General features: G+C 41.7%; 24 protein-coding genes. 19 read left to right on the plus strand and 5 right to left on the minus strand.

Going from position 1 to position 21,376, the window contains the following annotated elements:
• Nucleotides 1-160 precede the first annotated feature (160 nt).
• A complete protein-coding gene (locus OW495_RS12535; RefSeq protein ID WP_017106559.1) occupies nt 161-373 on the minus strand; it encodes a VF530 family protein in 213 nt (70 codons plus the stop codon).
• 45 nt (nt 374-418) lie between these two features.
• Nucleotides 419-1,369 (minus strand): LysR substrate-binding domain-containing protein, encoded by a 951-nt coding sequence (locus tag OW495_RS12540; protein WP_017108781.1) that lies wholly within the window; start codon nt 1,367-1,369, stop codon nt 419-421.
• A 103-nt stretch (nt 1,370-1,472) separates the two neighbouring features.
• On the opposite strand from OW495_RS12540, the gene OW495_RS12545 reads away from it, so the two are divergent.
• Complete coding sequence (locus OW495_RS12545; protein WP_102353367.1) at nt 1,473-1,679, plus strand: DUF1127 domain-containing protein; 207 nt, start codon at nt 1,473-1,475, stop codon at nt 1,677-1,679.
• Nucleotides 1,680-1,735: 56 nt separating this feature from the next.
• On the opposite strand, the gene OW495_RS12550 is transcribed toward OW495_RS12545, so the two are convergent.
• On the minus strand, nt 1,736-2,641 hold the full coding sequence (locus OW495_RS12550) for a LysR substrate-binding domain-containing protein (protein WP_017108783.1): 906 nt from the start codon (nt 2,639-2,641) through the stop codon (nt 1,736-1,738).
• Between the two features lie 99 nt (nt 2,642-2,740).
• On the opposite strand from OW495_RS12550, the gene OW495_RS12555 reads away from it, so the two are divergent.
• From OW495_RS12555 to OW495_RS12570, 4 genes are all read left to right on the plus strand, one after another.
• Nucleotides 2,741-2,932 (plus strand): hypothetical protein, encoded by a 192-nt coding sequence (locus tag OW495_RS12555; RefSeq protein WP_102513054.1) that lies wholly within the window; start codon nt 2,741-2,743, stop codon nt 2,930-2,932.
• Between the two features lie 524 nt (nt 2,933-3,456).
• Nucleotides 3,457-3,951: a TadE family protein gene (locus OW495_RS12560; protein WP_017108785.1), complete on the plus strand. Its 495-nt coding sequence runs from the start codon at nt 3,457-3,459 to the stop codon at nt 3,949-3,951.
• 11 nt (nt 3,952-3,962) lie between these two features.
• Nucleotides 3,963-4,520: a TadE family protein gene (locus tag OW495_RS12565; protein ID WP_102513055.1), complete on the plus strand. Its 558-nt coding sequence runs from the start codon at nt 3,963-3,965 to the stop codon at nt 4,518-4,520.
• Nucleotides 4,521-4,531: 11 nt separating this feature from the next.
• Entirely contained in the window at nt 4,532-5,914 is a 1,383-nt protein-coding gene (locus tag OW495_RS12570) for a VWA domain-containing protein (RefSeq protein WP_017108787.1), read from the plus strand.
• Nucleotides 5,915-6,036: 122 nt separating this feature from the next.
• Here the strand turns inward: OW495_RS12570 and OW495_RS12575 are convergent, their stop codons facing one another.
• On the minus strand, nt 6,037-7,725 hold the full coding sequence (locus OW495_RS12575; RefSeq protein ID WP_102513056.1) for an AMP-binding protein: 1,689 nt from the start codon (nt 7,723-7,725) through the stop codon (nt 6,037-6,039).
• Nucleotides 7,726-7,808: 83 nt separating this feature from the next.
• Nucleotides 7,809-8,552 carry an AraC family transcriptional regulator gene (locus tag OW495_RS12580; RefSeq protein WP_065103026.1) on the minus strand — a complete coding sequence of 248 codons (744 nt, stop codon included), beginning with the start codon at nt 8,550-8,552 and terminating at the stop codon, nt 7,809-7,811.
• Between the two features lie 193 nt (nt 8,553-8,745).
• Here OW495_RS12580 and OW495_RS12585 point away from each other — a divergent pair, with 193 nt between their 5' ends.
• The 14 genes from OW495_RS12585 (at nt 8,746) to OW495_RS12650 (ending at nt 21,361) form a co-directional block, all read left to right on the plus strand.
• Nucleotides 8,746-8,934: a Flp family type IVb pilin gene (locus OW495_RS12585; protein WP_102306430.1), complete on the plus strand. Its 189-nt coding sequence runs from the start codon at nt 8,746-8,748 to the stop codon at nt 8,932-8,934.
• A gap of 165 nt (nt 8,935-9,099) precedes the next feature.
• Nucleotides 9,100-9,630: a prepilin peptidase gene (locus tag OW495_RS12590; RefSeq protein ID WP_099165255.1), complete on the plus strand. Its 531-nt coding sequence runs from the start codon at nt 9,100-9,102 to the stop codon at nt 9,628-9,630.
• Between the two features lie 39 nt (nt 9,631-9,669).
• The gene (locus tag OW495_RS12595) at nt 9,670-11,019 is read left to right on the plus strand and encodes an AAA family ATPase (protein WP_102513057.1); all 1,350 of its coding nucleotides are present in this window, start codon (nt 9,670-9,672) and stop codon (nt 11,017-11,019) included.
• On the plus strand, nt 11,012-11,761 hold the full coding sequence (cpaB, locus tag OW495_RS12600) for a Flp pilus assembly protein CpaB (RefSeq protein ID WP_017110456.1): 750 nt from the start codon (nt 11,012-11,014) through the stop codon (nt 11,759-11,761). Before OW495_RS12595 ends, cpaB begins: the two co-directional genes overlap by 8 nt.
• An 8-nt stretch (nt 11,762-11,769) precedes the next feature.
• Nucleotides 11,770-13,227, plus strand: a complete 1,458-nt coding sequence (locus tag OW495_RS12605) for a type II and III secretion system protein family protein (protein ID WP_102513058.1) — start codon at nt 11,770-11,772, stop codon at nt 13,225-13,227.
• Nucleotides 13,217-13,486, plus strand: a complete 270-nt coding sequence (locus OW495_RS12610; RefSeq protein ID WP_029225220.1) for a hypothetical protein — start codon at nt 13,217-13,219, stop codon at nt 13,484-13,486. The genes OW495_RS12605 and OW495_RS12610 overlap by 11 nt, the downstream gene beginning before the upstream one ends.
• A gap of 14 nt (nt 13,487-13,500) precedes the next feature.
• Nucleotides 13,501-14,766 (plus strand): Tad domain-containing protein, encoded by a 1,266-nt coding sequence (locus OW495_RS12615; protein ID WP_102513059.1) that lies wholly within the window; start codon nt 13,501-13,503, stop codon nt 14,764-14,766.
• Between the two features lie 2 nt (nt 14,767-14,768).
• Nucleotides 14,769-15,197: a TadE/TadG family type IV pilus assembly protein gene (locus OW495_RS12620; protein WP_065110856.1), complete on the plus strand. Its 429-nt coding sequence runs from the start codon at nt 14,769-14,771 to the stop codon at nt 15,195-15,197.
• On the plus strand, nt 15,197-15,697 hold the full coding sequence (locus tag OW495_RS12625; RefSeq protein ID WP_017076274.1) for a TadE family protein: 501 nt from the start codon (nt 15,197-15,199) through the stop codon (nt 15,695-15,697). Before OW495_RS12620 ends, OW495_RS12625 begins: the two co-directional genes overlap by 1 nt.
• 1 nt (nt 15,698) lies before the next feature.
• Nucleotides 15,699-16,913: an AAA family ATPase gene (locus OW495_RS12630; RefSeq protein WP_102513060.1), complete on the plus strand. Its 1,215-nt coding sequence runs from the start codon at nt 15,699-15,701 to the stop codon at nt 16,911-16,913.
• Nucleotides 16,914-16,945: 32 nt separating this feature from the next.
• Nucleotides 16,946-18,397: an ATPase, T2SS/T4P/T4SS family gene (locus OW495_RS12635; protein WP_065110857.1), complete on the plus strand. Its 1,452-nt coding sequence runs from the start codon at nt 16,946-16,948 to the stop codon at nt 18,395-18,397.
• 10 nt (nt 18,398-18,407) lie between these two features.
• The gene (locus OW495_RS12640; RefSeq protein WP_099165258.1) at nt 18,408-19,373 is read left to right on the plus strand and encodes a type II secretion system F family protein; all 966 of its coding nucleotides are present in this window, start codon (nt 18,408-18,410) and stop codon (nt 19,371-19,373) included.
• 3 nt (nt 19,374-19,376) lie between these two features.
• A complete protein-coding gene (locus tag OW495_RS12645; protein WP_102513061.1) occupies nt 19,377-20,348 on the plus strand; it encodes a type II secretion system F family protein in 972 nt (323 codons plus the stop codon).
• A complete protein-coding gene (locus OW495_RS12650) occupies nt 20,345-21,361 on the plus strand; it encodes a tetratricopeptide repeat protein (RefSeq protein ID WP_102513062.1) in 1,017 nt (338 codons plus the stop codon). Before OW495_RS12645 ends, OW495_RS12650 begins: the two co-directional genes overlap by 4 nt.
• Nucleotides 21,362-21,376: the final 15 nt, after the last annotated feature.

The following is a 21,376-nucleotide window of genomic DNA, read 5'->3' on the forward strand; positions in this document are numbered from 1 at the left end:
TTGTAGTTACTTGTTTCTAGATGCGAGATGCGAGATGCGAGATTGATATGACCCCTAAAAAGTAGACACAGGGGGTTAGTTGATTAGCTCAACATATCATGTGGTATAGCCCCGTACTAAGTGGATACGGGACAAATTTAGATAGAGCTAAAAAGAGGGACTAGCGTTTCAAATCAATGTAGATCTGCTCTACTTTGGTACGAGCCCAGTCTGTTTTACGCAAAAACTTTAAGCTAGATTTAATGCTTGGGTCTTTTTTGAAACAGTTGATGTTCACCATGTAACTCAACTCTTCCCAACCGTAATGCTCAACCAATTCAGTCAGTAGCTTCTGCAATGTGATACCGTGAAGTGGGTTATTTTCTTGTGTCATGAGATGTTCTCGCCATTTATTTGAGCTCAGTATATCAGTTTCGCTTTATGAATTATCAGACCATTTCAGCTCGTAATCTGTCTCGATAATAGAAAGTTCTTCTCGACCTTTATTTCCAAACAACTGAACCTGACTTTGCATCCAAGCTTCAAAGCGTTTGATTTTCTCACGATGAAAATATCCCGCTGGCGCACATAGGAAATAGTTGTATTTGGGCTTAAGTGCGATGTTACCTATCCGTACCAGCTTCTTTTCCTGCAAATACCGATAAACCAAGCTGTGCTTAACCAGTGCGACACCTTGAACGGATAGCGCACCTTCTAAAACAAAATGCGAACCATCAAATTGCAGTGATGAACGTCCTGCCTTCGCTCCAACAACATCTAACCATAGATTCCAATCCATATCAGGCCAGCGGTCTTCAATTAGTTCGGCTTTGTGTAGGTCGTCGATGTCATAAATACCATGCTTCTCTTGGTAGATAGGGTGGCAGACAGGGTAAACCACTTCGTCCATTAACCAACGTGATTCAATGTTTGGATAACTACCATGACCATATCGAACGCAGACATCGACATTAGAGTCTTCAAACGTCACGAGCTTATTGGTTGGTTCAATCAACATGGATAGATCAGGGTGGCGATCGCGAAAGTCACCAATTCTAGGTACCAACCAGTGTTGGGCAAATGATGGCACGGTCGAAATAGACAGTTGAGTGGGATTTGGGTCTTGGTTAATTCGCCTCACACCATCTTGAATGTGGGCAAAGCCTTTCTTGGCTTGCAGGTAAAGCACTTCACCTTCATGAGTGAGTACTATTTTTCGGTGCTGACGAATAAACAAGTCTGCACCTAACCACTCTTCAAGTTGGCGAATTTGTTGGCTGACGGCAGCAGCCGTGACAAACAGCTTTTCAGCCGCGAGTTTAAAACTGCCAGTTTCAGCCGCAGTATAAAAATAGTAGATCCCTTGGAATGGTGGGGTTCGCTCTCTCACATTAGTTTTCCTTAACTGAATGCCAGTATCTATCGTTTGTCGTAAGTACGTTGTTGGTCGATTATTGACCATAACAAAGCAGATAATCAATAGGAGAAAGGTTATGAATACAATAACTGCGGGAACAAATAGTCATCAAGTATTCTTTTCATCACTGTCAGTTAAGAAATTCTATTCTAAATTTAGACTGTATCTTCAGAACCGTAGAACGAGAAAACACCTAGCTGAACTGTCAGATCATTTGCTTGAAGATGTTGGTATTACCCGAGGCCAGGCTAATGAAGAGGTGAGAAAGTCATTTTGGGAGTGATTCAGATGATCAAACGTAACTCTTTCTTTTTAGGAGGAGTTACGCCAAAACCAATGCTAGATCTTTGAGATATCAGAAACTTCTTCATGTAGCCACTCAGTAAACGCCGCAATGCGCTCTTTTCTCGGTGAGCTAGGATCAAAACATAAGTTAACTTGAACGCCAGGTGTCATCCCAATATTAAACGGTTTAACAAGCAGGCCGCGTTCTATAAAGTCTCCGGCTAAGCTATCTGTTGCCAGGCAAACTCCATGACCTGCCATCACTGTCGTTAACCCCATATCAAATGTTCCCACCTCCATCCATTGAACTGCGGTGTCTTGCATTGGAATATTCGCTTGTCTGAACCATTCCTCCCAAGGGAAAAGGCCACCCTCAAATTGAATCAACCAACACTTTAGTAGTTGTTCTGGTGATGTGAATTTCAAAGAACTGGCGAGCTCGGGAGAGCAAAACGGATATAGAGGTTCGTTGAACAGCACTTCAAGTGCTAAACCTTGCTCAACGCACAGATCTTCCCCTTGTCGAATCGCGACATCAATTTCACCATGTTTTAGATTTGGTGTGTCACACCCTGTGAGGATCTTGATTGGAATCTCAGGGTGCTTGACTGAGAATTTCCAAAGCCTCGGCAGCAACCAACGCGATGCAAAAGAGGGAGGACTTCGAACAACGATAACGCCTTGCAAGGGTTCAGACTGGATCTTATTCAATCCGACAACAAGCTCTTTAAATCCATCTGACACATGTTGGAAGAGAGTCCGCCCCTCTTGAGTTAATGCCATTTCACGCCCTTTCCTAATGAACAGCTTGCACTCTAGTTGTTCCTCTAACTGACGGATCTTTTGGCTGACAGCAGCTTGGCTAACGAAGAGCTCTTCTGCTGCCTTGCTGTAGCTACTCAAGCGAGCTGCGACTTCGAAGTAACGAAGTCCGGAAAGGTGGCGTAGTCTATTGTCCATAACGTCTGCTTATAGTTCTTGTTAGAAATGGTTGTTCGCTTATCGAACAAGTTGTTTTCATAATAACGACAGAACGATGGCAAATACAAGAGAGTAATTATGGAAGTATTAATCAGTTGGACGAGATTTTATGGTACTAAATTATTTAAAAATAAGAAGATAAGAGTAGGTAAAGTTAAGGCGAAACAGAATAAGGTTTTATGTGCGGAACAGCTGAGTCGTCGAGTGAAAGAAGACATAGGGTTAGAATATGAAAATAACGATGCAACTGATTATACTAAATATTTATAACCATGACTTATGTAGCCATTAGCGCGAAGGCTAGTCTCGTTGGTTCTATCTCAGCCACAATATTCATTTGTACTCGCTTAATCCAGGCTGACTTTACCCATTAATCATCGAGTACTTATAAAACCCTATTCCTACTAAACTAAATGCTTAGTTTTCAATTTATGTTGTCTTATTTTTGAGACTGCAACTCTGATTTATATAGAAACAAGCGTCGTAATGTTTTTTTCTTTCTTTGTCTAATGGATATAAAACAGACAGTTATTTTGGGGATTAAAAAATGAAAATTAAATTACTATGTAGTATTAGATTCTTTAATTTTATATAAGCAATTGAATTAAATTAAATAAAATAAAAAACAGTTTGAATCCACCTACGTATTAATAGTATTGAAATTGATTAATTGAATAGTGCTTGTGTAACTCATTTGTCAGTTCTATATATGTAGTGTTCAGTTTTTCTATATCTCCTGAGGTTTTCTATTGGGCTAGATAAGGTGAATAGAAAGACGAGAGGGTGGGGGTTGTATGAAATCTATTTTAAGAGTTTCGGAGCGTAGCCGTTTCCGAAGCAGTTTAAAATCAAAAATGAAAGGCATCGCTATTATCGAGTTTACGGTTGTGGTGAGTCTGTTTTTTGCGCTTTTCTTAACGGTTGTCGATCTTGGTATATATGGGTTTGTTAAATTGACCATGCAACATTCGGCAAGAGAGGGCGCAAGATATGCCATCACAGGTCGTTCTGATCTGGATCCTGACGCGTCGAGTGACCGCGAAGCAGCAATATTAGAAAAAATTTCTCAATCCTCGAGCGGTTTGCTCGACAAAGTGATGGATGTCCAAAACATACGTGTTGAAGATGTCTATGGCAACGCAGTCACTGGCTTTGGTGGCTCAGGAGACATTATTTCTATTCATCTTGATTGCGAGTGGCCATCTGTAAATCCTTATATGTATGTTTTGCTTGATGACGGGAAGTTTAAATTTACCGTTAGCGCGGCAATGAAAAACGAAGCTTTTTAAGGAGGGACAGGATGTTTCCTTTACAGATAAAAAAAGCCGCTGAGAAAGGGTTTGCGGCAATCGAAATGACGTTAATAGCACCATTGTTTATGTTGCTTATTGTTGCTGCTGTCGATATCACGCACCTCATTCAAGCCAACCACATCATTATTAGTATCAGCCGAGAAGGTGGAAACATTATTTCTCGGAGTAATACTGACACCCCCCAAGAAGTGATGGACATCATCGCCACGACATCGGGAACATTGGATTTGACGCAAGACGGTGTCATTTATATTACCGAGGTGGTTGGGCAAGAAGATGCTTCCCCCTACATTAAAAGCCAATACCGATGGAACCAACACGGGTTAAGTAAAAATAGTGCTATTTGGTCGAGCTGCAGTAATTGGGCAAATGATGGAGAGTGTTCTGATGTGGATGCAGATGACCCTCCACTCATTAATAATTTAGCCGTTGCGCTTGATGATGGGGAGATCGTGTACAGCGTAGAAGTATTCTATGACTATTCGCCGGTTTTTAGTCGAGTATTCGATGAGGAATATATTCTGAGCGACACAACATATATGTAAGGGAGGTTAAAATGGATAAGGGAACCCCAATCAAATATCGTTACAGTCGTGGGTTAGTGGCTTTGATGTCAGTCATCGCACTGCCTTTTATTCTGTTAGTTGTCGGGCTTTCTGTTGACGCTGGACGTGCTTATATTGTTAAATCGAAATTATTTGCAGCAGTCGATGCTGCCAGTATTGCCGCTGCAAGAGCGGTTGCCAATGGCGAAGATGCAGGGCGTGCCGCTGCTCAAAAATATTTTACAGCAAATATCCCTGCCGACTTTTATTCTGCAACACCTAGCTTGGGCGCAGTCAATTTCTCCTATGATTCATTCGGTAATATCTCGATTGATATTTCAGCTACGGCACAAGTGCCCACAATCTTTTTACCTTTAATAGGGTTAGACACATTTAACCCTGGCGTGTCAGCACAATCTATTCGTCGCCCTGTCGATCTAGTGTTAGTGATTGATAACACAACTTCCTTGAGACTTGGCAGCATAGGTGATGTGACTCAAGACGTCATTGATAGGTCTAAGTCATTCGTTGAAAATTTCCATGAAGGGTTTGATCGAATTTCATTGGTTAAATTTGCTTTCGGAGCCGAGGTTCCAGTGGGGTTCAATGCAACTCGTGGCCATAGCCGAAGTACTATCAAATCTGAAATAGACAGCTTTAATTTTGGTAGTACGTCTAATGCACAATATACCAATGCATCAGAGGGGATCTATCGAGCTTTAAATGAGCTTAGAACGGTTACCGATCCCGCTAACTTAAAAGTGATCGTGTTCTTCACAGATGGAGCGCCGAATACCTTTGCGACAACGTTTGACTTTGAGGACGGTGATTCGCATACGGGAGCTATTCGATCGAGTGATGGCAGCAGTGGTACACCTCGAGGGCTTTGGAGACATGACTCGATTGCAACGACTTTAAGTGGAGGTTATGAGGGGCGTGATATTGATGACCATATTAGCGAGATGCCCGATTACTATACCACTCATGATTCAAGCGCAACCGAGTTCAATATTTTAAATCCGACTCATACGGTGCGGCCGGTAGCACAATATGACCCTGATAGTCATTCGGCAAATGATCTGTACACCAGAGTGAATCGTGTGGCACGTAATTTAGTGGAAGACATTGCTGAGGCTGCAAGAGGAGAAGATATTTACGTCTTTACCTTAGGGTTAGGTTCATCATTAACATCGGCAACCGGACCTGATAGTGAGTTTGGAGAAGACTTACTGTTACGAATGGCAAATTCTAGTGCGCTTTTGGATGATCCAGATTTAAGTGCGGATTATGACCCTGCCCAATTAGAAGGTGTGTATTGCCATGCCATCGATGAGGAAGCATTAGGCCCTTGCTTCGACGAGATGTTGGATGTGATTATCCGTTTAACTTTGTAACGTCTTTCTGGTTTAGCACTTTTGCATATTGATAGGTTAAAGAGAGCTCAATCGAGAGATTAGAAAAATAAAAGAGGGAGCTTTTCGCTCCCTCTCAATGCTATGTGTATTTTTGTCGTTAGTTACTCTTCCCAAACCACCAATTTATCTTTTGGCCAGTTATGGCCGACTTCGTGATATTTCTGCTCAAGGATATGTCGCTTTATCTTAAGCGTTGGTGTTAACACGCCATTCTCAATGCTCCACGGTTCCTTAATCATTAATACGCCTTTGATCTTCTCGTGTGAGGCGAGTTGTTCGTTCATCTTCTCGATAACACGCTTGGTCGTTTTCTCATAACGAGTTCGATCAAAGTTAGGGAAGTCATGGGGTACAACAAGCAGGATAGGACCTGGTAAGCCTAAGCCGATCAAGCACATCATTTCTACGCGGCTGTATTCAAAGAGTTTGTTCTCGATTGGAACGGGAGCAACAAACTTACCTTTAGCGGTTTTAAAGGTATCTTTCTTACGTCCACGAATCGTTAAATAGCCTTCGCTGTCAATATCACCAATATCACCCGTATGTAGCCAACCCTCTGAATCAAAAGACTCTTGAGTTGCAATATCATTTTTGTAGTAGCCAGAGAATAGCCCTTTGCCTCGAACCAAAATCTCTTCGTCTTCAGCTATTTTGAGCTCGATACCCGGACCAGCATTACCAACACTACCAATTTTGTCTGCTCTAAATGGATAGTTGAGCGTGCTGTAGGCGAATGATTCTGTCATTCCCCATGCCTCGGTGATGTGTAAACCAACGCTTTCATACCATGCGAGCAAAGCCGGTGATACTGGTGCTGAACCACAGCCGAGAACACGCGCTTGGTCTAAACCCAGACCGTCAGCCAGTTTCTTCTTAATGATGTTATTCACAAATGGAATTTTAAGTAAGAAGTTCAGTTTTTTCTGTGGCAGCTTATCTTGGATTCGTTGTTGGAATAGAGTCCATAAACGAGGAACAGAGATAAACAAAGTTGGACGGTGCATTTTTACATCGTCAATAAACGTGTCTAAAGATTCAGGGAAAGCAGTGACTACACCACCCATTACGGACGAACCAAAGATGTATACTCGTTCTGTGATATGGGCAAGCGGCAAATAAGAAAACAGACGGTCGCCGGGTTGGATACCAATGTGATCGATTAATCTCTGAACTGACCATGTAAAGGCACCATACGTGAGCATTGCGCCTTTAGGTAACCCAGATGTACCCGATGTATACACAAGCGACATCAGCTTATCATCGTGATGCTGAGGTCGTTTCGTGGATGGTTCATGTGTCTCTATGAGCTGTTCAAAAGTATGTTGGCACTTCGCCGCAGTATCGTAGGGTAATGAGATACTGACTAAGCTCGGATTATCATCGAGTACTTTTTGTGTCGCTGCAGGATCATCAAGCTTACCTGCAATTACTATCTTACTTTCACTGTGTTCAATACAGTATTGAATGGTATCTGCCCCAGCTGTTGGAAAGATTGGGACGCTGACAAAATCTCCTAACATCATGGCAAGATCACAGATAAACCACTCTGCACAGTTTTTTGAAACGAGAGCGACTCGATCGCCGGGTTGGGCTCCGAGTCCTTCTAATGCTGACGCCAGTTTTAGTGCTTTGTCGGCCACTTCTTTATAAGTGAATTCAACAAATTGGCGGTTAATGATTTGTTTTAAATAGACTTCATCTGGGCGTTCTTCTGCCCATTTTAAAATCATGTCATTGGGTGTAGGGAGAGCTGTTGCTTTTTCTTGGCTAAACTCGTTAGGCTGAATCATTGTCTAACTCCATGTTTTTCGCTAAGTTATTTTTGTTAAAATCATGTTAAATGTACCATGATTTTTTCTTTTAGGGAGTAAAATTAGCGTTTTCTGTTATCCGTGCAGGCACGTCTGTAACTTGCGGGTGTTACTCCGGTCCTTTTCTTAAAGATTCTTGAAAAATACGACACATCCTTGTATCCACATTGGTAAGAAATAACAGCGATTTTTGATTCGGTATCGGCTTCGATTAACTTTTTGGCTAACAGGATTCGTTTATCGCATACAAAGTCTCTAAAGCTTACCCCAAAGTGTAGATGAAACTTCTTAGAAAAGTAGGTTGTTGAACAATGGCACTTTTCCGCTATCTCGGTTTCTCTGATTTCTTTGTTGATGTTGTCCATAACAAAGTTAACGACTTCAGAGGTAAACAACTTTGCAGGTAGTTGATTATTGTTGTTGGTATCTCGGTCGAGATCAAAGTGAGGCTCGAAGATATGTTGCGTTTTACGCTGTAGTTCTTCGAACTTACTGGTCAGATGATTACTGCTCGTTTCGATAACAAAGAATATATTCTTATGATTTCGCACGATATTAGGTATCTTACCTGAACAAATAATGACTATTCGCTTGTTTAGGTTTTCACAAATAGACAGTGCCATTGTAAGTAGTTGAAGTTCATCCGTTCGATTCAATATATAGAATACTAACCTTACATCTAAGTTACTGATTATAGATATATCTTGTTTATAGTTCTCAATAGGGAAGTAATGACTAATTTTATTGGTAATAATTGAGTTGAAATCACTGTCTATATCAGAAAGTAGTGGTGTTATTATTTCCATTGGTATTGAACCTGTGTCATATCAAAATAAACAGTAAGGAATTAATGTGAAAATGGTATTTATTAAATAGATTAGAAGCACCACAAAAAAGTGCAAGTAAATAGCAAGAAAATCCTAACCGAATATATTGTTCAGCTCTAGATTTAGTTTACAGGTAAATAAAACCTGATACGTAAATCAAGGAGAGATTCTTATGAACAACCTATTGAAAAACATCAAAGAATTCATGAACGATGAAGAAGGTTTAACTGTTGTTGAATATGTCATCGGTGCAGCCATGCTTGTATTCGGGCTAACGAGTATTTTCGGCAATATTGGTACTGTATTGGGTGATAAGCTCAGTGATATTGTTGATGCTATTAGCACAACATCGGCACCTTAGAGCATGATTTTCAAAAGAATGAGGAGGCAGAATGGGCTGACGGTAGTTGAATATGTCATCGGCGCAGCCTCACTCGTTTTAGTTATATTTCTGGTGTTTTCTGGTATGTCAGCGTCGTTATTTAGCAAGTTCTCGTTGATAGTTTCTAGTATGTAGAGTTTTTATATGATTTTTGAGACTTTGCCATTTTGGGGGTTAGTTTTTCTTATTGCTGTATACGATGTTGAGAAACATCGTATACCTAATAAGATACTGATTTTGTTTCTTTTTCTATATTTATTATCAATGTTAAATGATAATTTCACATTAAGTGCACTAGTTTCATCATTAACTGGTTCTGCAGTTTTTTTCTCTGCTGGGTTGTTTTTATACTTTCTAAGAGCAATGTCTGCAGGTGATGTTAAATTACTTGGTGTTATTGGTTTGTATATTGGGTGGGGTTCATTACTTGATGTGTCTTATTACATACTTGTAGCTTCGGGAATGATAGGGTCATTATATTTGCTTTATAACAGAGTAAATAATAGTGAGATGACAGTTAGACGATATTATGAAGAAAAACTAATGTTAGTTAACGGGATCTCACCTGATATTAAAGGTAAGCCTGTTGTGCATTCTCGGTACTCAAATAAAGTAACCATGCCATTTGCTCCTTCAGTTGTTATAGGTTTAGCGATGTACAGTTATTTTACATAGATCAAACTAAATCACTAATCGATGTGTTGGAGAGGACATATGGATATGAGAGGGATACCTTCCCCGAGCAATTTAAAGCCTCAAATATCAGCTCCTGTGGTGCCGACTTCCATCGAAATGCTTGGTGTTCCTGAGGTTGTTGTTGAAAACCTGTTGCTCAAGCATCTGTCAGCTTACCCTAAATCAGATGTGCTGGAACTTTCCAACTATTTGTGTGTGGTGACACATATTGTAGAAAACGGACTTGCGGTACTCAGAAATAAATCCCTTATCGAAGTATTTCAACCTACTTCTGCTTTGTCTTTGGAATCGTCTTCTCATAGCCACGTCCGTTATTCTTTGTCAGATAAAGGCTTAGAAGAGGCCGACCTTGCGTTCAAACGAGATGCTTATTTAGGCCCAGTTCCTGTTTCTCTCAAACAATATACTGAAATTGTAGAGCAACAAGATTTAAGGGCAGAGCTTGTTACTCGCCCTGATGTGGAAGCAGCATTGAGTGATGTTTACGGCGTACAAAAAATGATCTCCGTTTTAGGGCCGGCAATAAACTCGGGTAGGGCGCTGTTGTTGTATGGGCACGCTGGTACAGGTAAGACTTTTGTTGCGTCTCGTATCGTAAATGCGCTTCATACTTCAGTTTTTATCCCCTATGCCGTTTATGCGCTAGGGAATGTCATTAAGGTTTTTTCAGCGCAACATCATACTCCTTTAGATCGTAATGGCAGTGAGCAAACTGTTTCACTCCGAGATCAATACGATAAGCGATGGCTCAATTGTGAACGTCCTAATATCCAAGTGGGTGGAGAGCTCACCATGGATATGCTTGAGGTAAATCACTCCGAGCACAATCGCGTTTGGTTAGCACCTTTACAAATGATGGCTAATAACGGCATTTTTGTTATTGATGATCTGGGGCGCCAACCCATGCCGGTGGATGCTTTGCTCAACCGCTGGATCGTACCAATGGAATATTTCTTTGATCACCTGTCATTACCGAATGGGCAACAAATCACCATGCCATTCGTTTTAACGCTCGCATTTTCTACCAATTTGAATCCTGAAAAGATCAGTGACCCTGCCTTTCTACGTCGCTTGGGCTACAAAATAGAATTCAAGCCTCTGAATCAGCAAGATTATGAAGCTCTGTGGGTGAGCGTAACTGTTGATAAAGAGATAGAGCTGCAAGATGGTTTCTTTGAGCGTTTGTCTCAAATGCATACGCTGCACAAAGTACCGCTTTTCCCTTGTTTACCGAAAGACCTTGTTGGTATTAGCAAAGACATTCTTTCGTTTGAGCAACTCCCACCCGTTATCACATTCGACATTCTAGCCATGGCATGGAAAGTCTATTTTACCTCTGATGGACACGAGGAAGAGAATAATGAATAAAAGTCAAGTTTTCCTACTGTTTTTACTGTCCGTAGTATTCGGTTTAGCCGCTGTATTTTTCGCTAAACAATGGATGGACAATCAAGTTCAACCGACGATTGAAGTCGAGCAAGTTGAGCGTCATCCGGTTGTAGTGGCATCTCAAGAAATTGAAGCTGGAACCATAATTGAAGAGCAATATTTAACAACGAAGTTGATGGAAGTTGATTGGATCAATGAAAACAACTATTCGGATAAAGCGGAGCTTATCGGAAAAGTAGTCGCCAATACTATTTATTCCGGAGAGGTGCTTCACAAGTTACGTTTTACTGTGCCAGGAGAAGGGTCAACACTTGCTGCTCTCATCCCTGAAAATAAACGTGCGGTAACGATACGTGTTGATGATGTTATTGGTGTGGCCGGTTTCTTATTACCGGGGAATAAGGTTGATATTCTCAATACCGTTTCTTACGGAAAAAATTCTGCAGCGACTCAAACGGTATTAAAAGACATTAAGGTTTTAGCCGTCGACCAAACGGCTAAAACGAAAGAAAACAGTCCGATTATCGTTCGTGCGGTAACACTTGAGATGACGCCAAAAGAGGCGGAGAAGCTTCTCACGGCTAAAAGCAAAGGTAGTATTCAGCTGACCTTGAGAAATCCACATGAAGTAGAGAAAAAAGTGGTTCGTCGATATGTGCCTAGACCAAGTGTCACCATTATCAAAGGTACAGAAACATCTAGTGTGCGCGTCAAGGATTGAGGTGAGATATGAAAATATTATTAGCGTGTGTTTTTAGCCTGATTTGTTTTTCGGCAGCCAGTGTTGCTGCACTGCAGACGGGAAAAACGGTCACGGTTCCACATCACAAATCTACGCATGTGGTGCTGTCGGGAAAAGCGGCGAAGGTTTCTCTTGGTGATCCTGAAGTCTTAGATATTGTGATTTTGAAATCTAATGAGTTGTTCTTAATTGGTAAAAAATTAGGGGCGACAAATTTGATGGCTTGGGATTCGCGAGGTCAGTTGATTGAGTCGATTAACATCGAAGTTACCCATGATCTTAATAGCTTAAAGTCAAAGCTATACGAGTTTCTTCCAGATGAGACGATTGAGGTTCATAGTGCGCAAAACCGTTTGCTGTTAAGTGGGCAAATCAGTAATCAACAAAAAATGAATGTAGCGATGCGAATTGCCGAAACTTATGCGGCAGGACAAGCAGCGGATGATGCTAAAGAGAGTGGTAGTGAGCAAGCAGCCGCAACGGGTGTGATCAACTTGATGTCTATTGGTGGCGCACAACAAGTTATGCTTGAAGTGACGGTCGCCGAGGTTCAGCGAAGCTTAGTGAGAAAGTTCGATGCTAACTTCCATTTCTTCCAAACCAGTGGTTCTAACTTTTCGTGGGGCGCTTCATCAGTCCCTGCTGGTGTATTGGGCGCAACGCCAATTTTCGATATCCCAACCTCTACCGATTACGGGATTTTAGGTTCTTTCATCGATAGTAATACCTTGTTTACTTTTGCTCTTGATGTCGCGAAGCAAAACGGCGTGGCTAAGGTATTAGCTGAGCCAAACTTAACCGCATTGAGTGGCTCAAAAGCTGAGTTTCTAGCGGGTGGTGAGTTTCCTATTCCTGTTCCCGACGATGATGGAATTACCATTGAGTACAAGGAATACGGTGTCGGGTTGAAATTCATACCTACCGTACTCAGCGATAAAAAAATCAATCTTAACCTAGCGGTTGATGTGAGTGAGATAGCTAACAGCAGTTCATTGACTATCGATCCTGGTTCTACGAATGCGACTTATTTTATCCCACCAATCACACGTCGAAGTGCATCTTCTACGCTTGAGCTTGCTGATGGCCAAACTATCGGTATCGCAGGGTTGTTGAGTGAGAATGTACGAGATGTCAGTAACAAAATGCCGGGTATTGGTGATGTGCCGATTTTAGGTCAGCTTTTCAATAGTCAGGAATACATATCGGGTGAAACCGAGCTTGTTATTCTTGTCACACCTCGACTCGCCAAACCGGTGGATAGAAGTAAAATCGCGCTGCCAACTGATGCCTTTGTAGATCCTAATGACCTGGAATATTACTTATTAGGTAGAAGTGCTTACATTGCTGAGCCTTCTGATTCTGAAGACAGCAGCAATACAAATTCAGACAAAGGAATCGCGCCAACTGATGGTGGCAGTGAAGGTTCATTTGGTCATGATTTATAAGGAGATAGATATGATTAGAACAATGATGGTCTTTCTCGTCATTCTATTAGCGGGTTGCGCGAATGACGCACCTTTGGGTCAGTCGGTTGCTAAGCTGCAAGCAGAACAAACGTATAACCCTAATGCGACTCAAGAGAACTTGCAGGTTTTACCTGATGGTACCGGAGAGCGCATGCAAGCTGGGTACGATAAGTATGTAGGTAAAGGTGATGAAGAACTCTCCGGAAGTAGCAGCCAGGTTTTAAAGAGCTTTAATTAGTTTGGAGGTACTTTATGTTGTATCAAGTATCAAGAATGCCTAAAAAACAGGGCGGATTGGTGGTCATATTTGTGACCATTGCGCTGTTAGTTTTCCTAGCCGTATCTGCCTTAGCGGTGGATATAAATCATATGCTAGTGAATAAAACTCGCCTACAGAATGCGGTTGATTCAGCGGCTTTAGCAGCAGCGACGATTTTAGATAACAGCAAAAATCAGACTGCGGTATCAACAGAAGTTACATCAACATTAAATGCAATGGCGGGGTCTTCTGGCAATCATGAATTTGATTTTTCGACTGCAGTAGTAACCGTAGAGTACTCGAATGATCCGCAAGATTTTGTTGGAGTGGCAACGTTCGGCGCTGACGATGATGTTTATGTGCGAGTCAATGTCAGTTCATTGGATATGGATGAATTCTTTATTCAGATGTTTGGCTTGGCCAAAAGTGTATCTGCAACCGCTGTTGCAGGGCCAAGTTCTGGTCAACAAGTCGTAAACAACATTGTACCGATTGGAGTGTGTATTGGTGATGGAACCTCAGATAATGATGTAAATGAAGATGGCTATCACGATACTACTGGCGCGGAAATTACCAACGTATTTGGTTATGAAGTCGGTAGTGTTCAGGCGCTTAAAGTCGGGGACAAAAAGCTGTCTCAGATGGGGAATGGTAACTACCACTTGCTGGACTTTGGATCTGGAGGGAGCACAGTTAGAGAAGCTTTGGCTGGATACTATGATTACTCAGTTGCGATTGGCGATGATGTCACAACTAAGCCCGGAGGAACGGTTGGCCCCACAGGTCAAGGGCTGAACACTCGTTTTGGTGATTACGGTGGAGGATTGGCGAGTTCAGATTATCCTTCCGATTACGTAACAACAGAACCTAGTTCTAAAATTACGATAGACAGCAAAACGGGCGATATAGACTTTGATGGTTCTTATACCTATGCGCAATATGAGGCCGCTACAAACGCATGCATTGCAAATAACGGTTCTGGTTGCGTTTCCGATGGCACTGCATGGCGACGTATCCTCCCAATTCCTATGGTCGACTGTTCAGGGAAAAGTGGTGGAGTAACCACTTTTACTGTAGAGAAAATAGGGTGTTTCTTCTTATTGCAAAAAGCGCCAACAAACAATTCTGGCACGCCTGCTGTGTTTGGTGAATTTATACACTCTTGCAGTGTCGCTGGTGGCGCTAGTGGCTCAGAGTCATCCACTGAAGGTCCATATACGATTGTGTTGTATAAGGATCCTGATGGAGAGGGGTCGTAGTTATGAATAGTAAATTCAAAAAACAGCAAGGTTTTGCTGCGATTGAAATGATGATTGCGACACCGGTGTTACTCTTTTTCTTGGTGTTGGTTCTTGAGCTGGGAAACATTTTAATCCACTACAACATCATCTCCAAATCTGTTCAAAATGGGGCCCGTTATGCGGTTACTGAGGTTTATGGAACGCAAGGTGGAACAGTAGCGCCTACTGCAGAAATTCAAAATATAGTGGTTTATGGGAAGAATACAGTCGGTACTGCAATACTCTCGAGCCTTGTCACTTCTGATGTGACAATTACCCCTCCTTCTGGTGATAGTTACGTGCGAGTAACGGTTAATTACAACTATGTTCCGCACTTTTTATCTATCCCATTTTCATCGGAAAGTTTATCGGTTCCTTTGAGCGTATCGTCCGTGATGAGGGTTTTCTGATGAAGTTAATCAAGAAACAAAACGGTTTAGCCATCATTGAGTTTACGATTGTTTCTTGGTTGATATTCTTGCTGATTTTTTTGATTGTCGCCTTGGGGGCTTATGTATTTTCCCTGCAAATAGTGAACGAAGCGACAAGAAAAGCAGCAAGATTAGCCACCGTTTGTTACGTGTTGGATCGCGATAATATTGCAGGGGTTGTTGTAGAAGATATACCCATATTAGGCTTTAGTGATAGTAATTTGGAGGTTGCGTATTTGGATGCTGCAGGCGCTGAGATTACTTCTGATCTGGAAGCAAACCTGAGTGCGATTAAGTTTGTACGAGCAAGAGCGACAGGTTATGGCATTCAACTGATCAGTAACCTAAGCTTTTTAGGAACGAATGGTTTTTTGGCTGCACCTGCATTTGAGACAATTTTACCGTCTGAGAACTTAGGTGTGATAAGAGCGAATTCAAATACTAGGACAAGATGTCCGAAACAAATACAGGGTGAGTAGCATGGGCGAAGCAATTGATATTTTACCTAATGAAGACGATGCGATTCGCCTTAAAACTAACTTGAATGTATGGCTGATTTATAACAATGAGAATTTTCATGCTCATATGAGACAGCAATTGAAACGTTGTCGAAACGTGCATATTGAGTCTTTTTCTTTGTTAGGTATGACTGAAGAGTATGTGAAAAATATTGATGCCCCAGATTTGATTTTTGTTGAAGCAAGCGGTGGCTGGGCTCAGAAAATGGTGGATTTGCAAAGCTACAATCTGCAGTTAGAAGAGCATGATTTATCTTTGGTTGTGTTTGGTGATGAAAGTGACAATGGGTCATTAAAAATAGCGCTAAGACTCGGTGCTTCGGATTTTCTGTCTCACGATATATCGATTTCTGGTCTTCTCCCCTTACTAAAGAAAACAGCGGCAGAGAAAATCGAAAACTCGAGCTACGGAGAAGTGTTCTTATTTATCAACACTAAAGGTGGTATGGGGGCGACAACCTTAGCGCTCAATACAGCCGTAGAAATAGCAAGTTACCACCCGAATGAGGTGCTGTTGCTCGATATTGACCTCCAGTTTGGTGTTATTCCTGAGTATTTGAATATCACGCCTACCTACAGTATTTCTGATGCCATCGATAACTCCAATGATTTGGATGAGATGTCTTTGAGTAGCTTGGTGAATAAGCACACATCAGGGCTACACGTTTTAAGTTTCAAGCATGAAAATAACGCAGATGATTATGAACATGCTCAGAAAATCGGGAAGTTACTGCCCGTATTACGTCGCTTCTATCGCTACATTATTATCGATTTTTCTCGAGGGTTGGATCATATCTTCGCATCGGCTATCTCTCCTGCGACTAAGGTGTTACTTGTTGCTCAACAAACCTTGGTTTCGGTTAAAAATAGTAATCGATTAATTCGAACGCTCAAGTTTGAGTACGGGTTGCAGCAGGACTCAATCGAGATCATTGTGAATCGTTATGAAAAGCGACAAACCATCAAGCTAACAGACATAGAACAAACCGTTGGAAAGCATGACATCCATTTAATGCCTAATGATTTTAAGGTGGCTCTTGAGAGCGCCAATTTAGGTTTGCCGTTGGTTGAATCGAAGAAAAAGAGCTCGATTACACGGTCGATTATTGATTTGTCCCATATCCTTTCTCCGCCAGAACAAGAAGAGAAAGGTTGGCTTAAAAAAATATTTTCATAACACGTTTGTTACAGCATATATGAGGGATCGTTATGTTCTTTAAACGAAAAAATATTAATCCGGAGTTTGAAAAGAAAGTAGAACAGTTTTCCCAAGAGGAAGACGGCGTTGTATCGCCCCTCATTCAGAAAGTAGCTAACGTATCTCATGAAGCTAAGAGTTTAGAGGCGAGTGAAGAGCAAGAGAAGTCGATGAATGAGGCGAAAAAAGTCTTAGAGCAGGAACTGTCGATTAAACACTACTTTCATAAACAGCTACTTGAAACATTAGATTTGGGGCTACTTTCTAGTTTGGATAAAGAGCGCGCCAAAGTAGACCTTCATGAAGCGATCGTTCAGTTAATGGCGGATGACCAAAGCCACGCATTAAGTGCTGAGGGGCGTAAGCGAGTCATCAAGCAAATTGAAGATGAAGTATTCGGCCTTGGTCCACTTGAACCATTATTAGCCGATAAAACGGTGTCCGATATTTTGGTCAACGGACCTAAAAGTGTTTATGTCGAACGCCGAGGCAAATTAGAAAAAACACCGTATACGTTTTTAGATGATCGTCACTTAAGAAACATTATTGATCGTATCGTTAGTCAGGTTGGACGCCGGATTGATGAAGCGTCGCCGATGGTGGATGCTCGATTAGTTGATGGTTCACGAGTGAATGCCATTATTCCCCCTTTGGCCTTAGATGGCCCTTCCGTTTCTATACGACGTTTTTCGGTAGACAGCCTAACCATGGATAATCTTCTGGAATACAAGTCAGCCTCTCCACAAATGGCAAAGTTCATTGAAGCTGCAGTAAAGGGTGAGCTCAATATCCTTATTTCTGGTGGTACAGGTTCAGGGAAAACGACGACGTTGAATATTTTTTCTGGGTTTATTCCTAGAGATAAACGGATTATTACCATAGAAGATTCCGCAGAGTTACAACTGCAACAGCCACACGTGATTCGTTTAGAAACACGCCCAGCAAACCTTGAGGGTAAAGGTGAGATTAGTCAGCGAGAGCTGGTAAAAAACACTTTGCGTATGCGACCTGACCGTATTGTGGTCGGGGAGGTGCGTGGTAGCGAAGCTGTCGATATGTTAGCGGCAATGAACACGGGTCATGATGGTTCACTTGCCACGATTCACGCGAATACACCTCGTGATGCTCTAAGCCGTGTTGAGAATATGTTCTCGATGGCGGGGTGGAATATTTCAACGAAAAATCTCAGAGCGCAGATTGCTTCTGCTATTCATTTGGTGGTTCAAATGGAGAGACAAGAAGACGGTAAGCGTCGGATGGTAAGTATCCAAGAGATCAACGGGATGGAAGGAGAGGTTATCACTATGTCTGAGATCTTCCACTTCCAGCGTCAAGGTATAGACGAGAATGGCAATATCTTAGGTTATTACACTGCAACCGGTGTGGTTCCTCAGTCTCACGACCAGTTAGTTAAGCGTGGTCTTGACTTGCCGTTTGAACTCTTTACCGAATCTCATAGTTGAGGAGCCGATTATGGATAACGTAACGGTATCGTTGGCCCTATTGTTTGTCGCAGTGTTGTTTATTTCACAAGCCTTGTTATTGCCCGCTGCCGGTAAAAAAGCCAAGCACAAAGAGTTATCTCGTCGCTTAAAAGAGACGCAAAGAAATATTGATGAAGAGAGCTTGTCTCTCTTAAAAGAACATTACAACAAAGAGTTATCACCACTCGACCGAAAGTTGATTGTTATACCTTTCTTTGCCGATCTAAAACGCATGCTTGAGTTAGCAGGCCTCAAGCTCACATTAAGCCGCTTCTTATTAATCGTATTTTTGTGCGGAACGTTATTGGCTTTGATTGCTTTGGTTTTCAATCAGGTGTGGTTCATTTGTGTTGCCGCTTTTGTCTTTGTTTGGGTCATCGCTTATCTGTTTGTACAAAACCGAGTGACTTACAGAATGGCACGCTTTGAAGAACAGCTACCAGAGGCCTTGGATATTATCAGAAGGGCCTTACAAGCCGGCCAACCATTAGTTCAGTCTTTCAATGAGGTTGGCGAAGAGATGCCAGAGCCTATTGGGGTTGAGTTTAAGAATACCTATAACTTACTGAACTATGGTTATGACTTAAGGCTCGCTATTTTACAAATGTCGGAAAGAGTGCCGACGGTATCGATGTTGGCTTTCTCAAGTGCGGTTATGTTGCAGAAAGAAACGGGGGGCAACCTCTCCGAGAATCTACAAAAAGTATCTGAAGTATTAAGAGCCCGCTTTAAGTTAGAAAGAAAAATTAAAACGCTTTCTGCTGAGAGTCGACTTTCTGCTTGGATACTGACGCTTTCTCCTTTCGCCCTATTTTTCGGTCTTAAATTCGTAAACCCTGAATACATCGAGCCTTTGTACAGCGATCCTAGAGGTATATCTATGGTCAGTGTCGGCGTGATTTTGTTGGCTATTGGGGCGTTGTGGATAAGAAAAATAATAAATATCGAGATATAGATTATGGAATTCTTTGATTTAGAAGTATGGAAACAAACACTCTCTGAGTTCGGTATCAGTAGTCAAACTCTGCTGTACGGAATGATTTTGCTGACCACTATGTTACTGACTCTTACCCTTGGTTTTATTTTTGTTGGTACTCGTTCCCCATTGGATAAAAAACTAAAGCAGATTTCAGGAAGCAGTCAGTCGAGTAGTCGTAAACCTTACGACTTCACTAATACCTTGGAGTCGTTGACGCCATTCATTGGGCGAGGGAACAAAAAGGACAACGAAACGTATTCAGAAAAGTTAATGCATGCTGGGTACCATGACAAAAGTGCGCTATCGATGTTTTATGCGATAAAGGTTTTATCTACTCTAATAGGTATAGTGTGTGCGTTTACCGTGTACTACTTATCTATAGGCGATAGTTACAATGGTTTGTTAGTTATTACCTGTATTTTCATTGGTACTTTTTTACCTAATTACATGTTGTCTAGATTTCAAAAAGAACGTCAAAGAAAAATTAGAAATGGTATACCAGACGCTCTTGATCTGTTGGTGGTTTGTACTGAATCTGGGTTAGGTTTTAACGCAGCCTTAGGGCGTGTCGCTTCTGAACTTTACATTTCTCAACCTGAATTGGCTGATGAACTTGATACGGTTTTCGCTAAAATTCAAGCTGGTGTCACCATGCCTGACTCCTTGAGTCAACTTGTTGAGCGAACTGGTCTTCACGAACTAGATGGCCTTGTTTCTTTGCTCTCGCATGCTTCGAGAATGGGGGGAAGTTTAGCTCAAACCTTGCGTGACTATACCGAAGATTTTCGAGACAAACGCCAACAAGCTGCGGAAGAAATTGCAGCAAAAATCCCCACCAAAATGCTATTTCCCATGTTGTTGTTCATTTGGCCTTGCTTCTTTATCGTTGCTCTTGGCCCCGGAATGATGATTGTAATGGATGCACTGACATCTCCAGGAGCGAGTTTATGATGCGAATGAACAGAATGGTTTTACTTTTACTACCGCTATTGATTCTCGGGTGCGCCTCTTCTGATGAGCCAACTAATCAGTTTGATGCCGAATTGTATTCGGGTAAGCCAATTGACACCCTAACCAGTGACGATCCACCCGTCAGTGAAAAAGAAGCAATTATGCGTGGTGATGTCGCTTTGAGAGACAACAACATCGATTTAGCTCTCTATGAGTACATCCGATCTCTGTCTTTTCCTGAACAAGAGTTTCATGACAAAACGCTATTTACGATTGGTCGAATTCACTCATCTAGAGGTAATTACGCTCTCGCTGAAAAAGCGTATTTGGCTGCATTAGATTTTAACCCTGCACATACTGAAGTATTAGAGCAGTTAGGTGTTTTATATACCAAACAACGCCGTACAGATGAAGGTCGAAGTTACTTCTTTAAAGCGATCAACGCCGACCAAGTTCGTTTGAAAAGCAGTGAAACGATTAAAAACTACCAAGCGTTAAGTCAAAGTGAAGTGGCAGGTTTGAAAGTTGACAGTATGTCTCCTGCTTTGGCTTACATGGGAATCGGAGTCTTGGAAGATGTAGATGGTAAACATCAGATAGCCCAAGAATATTTTAAAAAGTCTCTCACTATCGATAAGACTTCAGTGAAGGCTCTACTGAACATGGGTTATTCCCATTACATGTACGGCAACTACAAGGAAGCGTACCAATACACGCGTTCTGCTTTAGAGATCGAACCTAACAATGAGAAAGCTCAAAACAACCTTGCACTTATTTATTTAGCATCAGGTGATGTGAAAAAAGCCATAAATGTGTTTATGCGTCATATGGATGCGCCGGAAGCTCTGAATAATGTCGGTTACTTTTTAATTATTCAGGGACGACCTGATGAAGCGATTCCTTACCTTCAACAAGCCATCGACAAAAAACCTTCGTATTACAAAATCGCCAATGAAAACCTAAATCGTGCCTTAGCAGAGGTCAGAGAAATGAAGGCGAGCACACCAATATAGTGTTGTTCTATGAAG

This window comes from Vibrio sp. 14N.309.X.WAT.E.F5 (assembly GCF_030397615.1).
Taxonomy (GTDB): Bacteria; Pseudomonadota; Gammaproteobacteria; order Enterobacterales; family Vibrionaceae; genus Vibrio; species Vibrio lentus.

Coding starts and splice junctions, on each gene's coding strand:
- OW495_RS12620 (WP_065110856.1), top strand. CDS start 14,769: ATGAATAGTAAATTCAAAAAACAGCAAGGTTTTGCTGCGATTGAAATG.
- OW495_RS12565 (WP_102513055.1), top strand. CDS start 3,963: ATGTTTCCTTTACAGATAAAAAAAGCCGCTGAGAAAGGGTTTGCGGCA.
- OW495_RS12625 (WP_017076274.1), top strand. CDS start 15,197: ATGAAGTTAATCAAGAAACAAAACGGTTTAGCCATCATTGAGTTTACG.
- OW495_RS12610 (WP_029225220.1), top strand. CDS start 13,217: ATGATTTATAAGGAGATAGATATGATTAGAACAATGATGGTCTTTCTC.
- OW495_RS12545 (WP_102353367.1), top strand. CDS start 1,473: ATGAATACAATAACTGCGGGAACAAATAGTCATCAAGTATTCTTTTCA.
- OW495_RS12580 (WP_065103026.1), bottom strand. CDS start 8,552: ATGGAAATAATAACACCACTACTTTCTGATATAGACAGTGATTTCAAC.
- OW495_RS12570 (WP_017108787.1), top strand. CDS start 4,532: ATGGATAAGGGAACCCCAATCAAATATCGTTACAGTCGTGGGTTAGTG.
- OW495_RS12605 (WP_102513058.1), top strand. CDS start 11,770: ATGAAAATATTATTAGCGTGTGTTTTTAGCCTGATTTGTTTTTCGGCA.
- OW495_RS12575 (WP_102513056.1), bottom strand. CDS start 7,725: ATGATTCAGCCTAACGAGTTTAGCCAAGAAAAAGCAACAGCTCTCCCT.
- OW495_RS12535 (WP_017106559.1), bottom strand. CDS start 373: ATGACACAAGAAAATAACCCACTTCACGGTATCACATTGCAGAAGCTA.
- cpaB (WP_017110456.1), top strand. CDS start 11,012: ATGAATAAAAGTCAAGTTTTCCTACTGTTTTTACTGTCCGTAGTATTC.
- OW495_RS12555 (WP_102513054.1), top strand. CDS start 2,741: ATGGAAGTATTAATCAGTTGGACGAGATTTTATGGTACTAAATTATTT.
- OW495_RS12630 (WP_102513060.1), top strand. CDS start 15,699: ATGGGCGAAGCAATTGATATTTTACCTAATGAAGACGATGCGATTCGC.
- OW495_RS12650 (WP_102513062.1), top strand. CDS start 20,345: ATGATGCGAATGAACAGAATGGTTTTACTTTTACTACCGCTATTGATT.
- OW495_RS12635 (WP_065110857.1), top strand. CDS start 16,946: ATGTTCTTTAAACGAAAAAATATTAATCCGGAGTTTGAAAAGAAAGTA.
- OW495_RS12615 (WP_102513059.1), top strand. CDS start 13,501: ATGTTGTATCAAGTATCAAGAATGCCTAAAAAACAGGGCGGATTGGTG.
- OW495_RS12550 (WP_017108783.1), bottom strand. CDS start 2,641: ATGGACAATAGACTACGCCACCTTTCCGGACTTCGTTACTTCGAAGTC.
- OW495_RS12560 (WP_017108785.1), top strand. CDS start 3,457: ATGAAATCTATTTTAAGAGTTTCGGAGCGTAGCCGTTTCCGAAGCAGT.
- OW495_RS12595 (WP_102513057.1), top strand. CDS start 9,670: ATGGATATGAGAGGGATACCTTCCCCGAGCAATTTAAAGCCTCAAATA.
- OW495_RS12585 (WP_102306430.1), top strand. CDS start 8,746: ATGAACAACCTATTGAAAAACATCAAAGAATTCATGAACGATGAAGAA.
- OW495_RS12640 (WP_099165258.1), top strand. CDS start 18,408: ATGGATAACGTAACGGTATCGTTGGCCCTATTGTTTGTCGCAGTGTTG.
- OW495_RS12645 (WP_102513061.1), top strand. CDS start 19,377: ATGGAATTCTTTGATTTAGAAGTATGGAAACAAACACTCTCTGAGTTC.
- OW495_RS12590 (WP_099165255.1), top strand. CDS start 9,100: ATGATTTTTGAGACTTTGCCATTTTGGGGGTTAGTTTTTCTTATTGCT.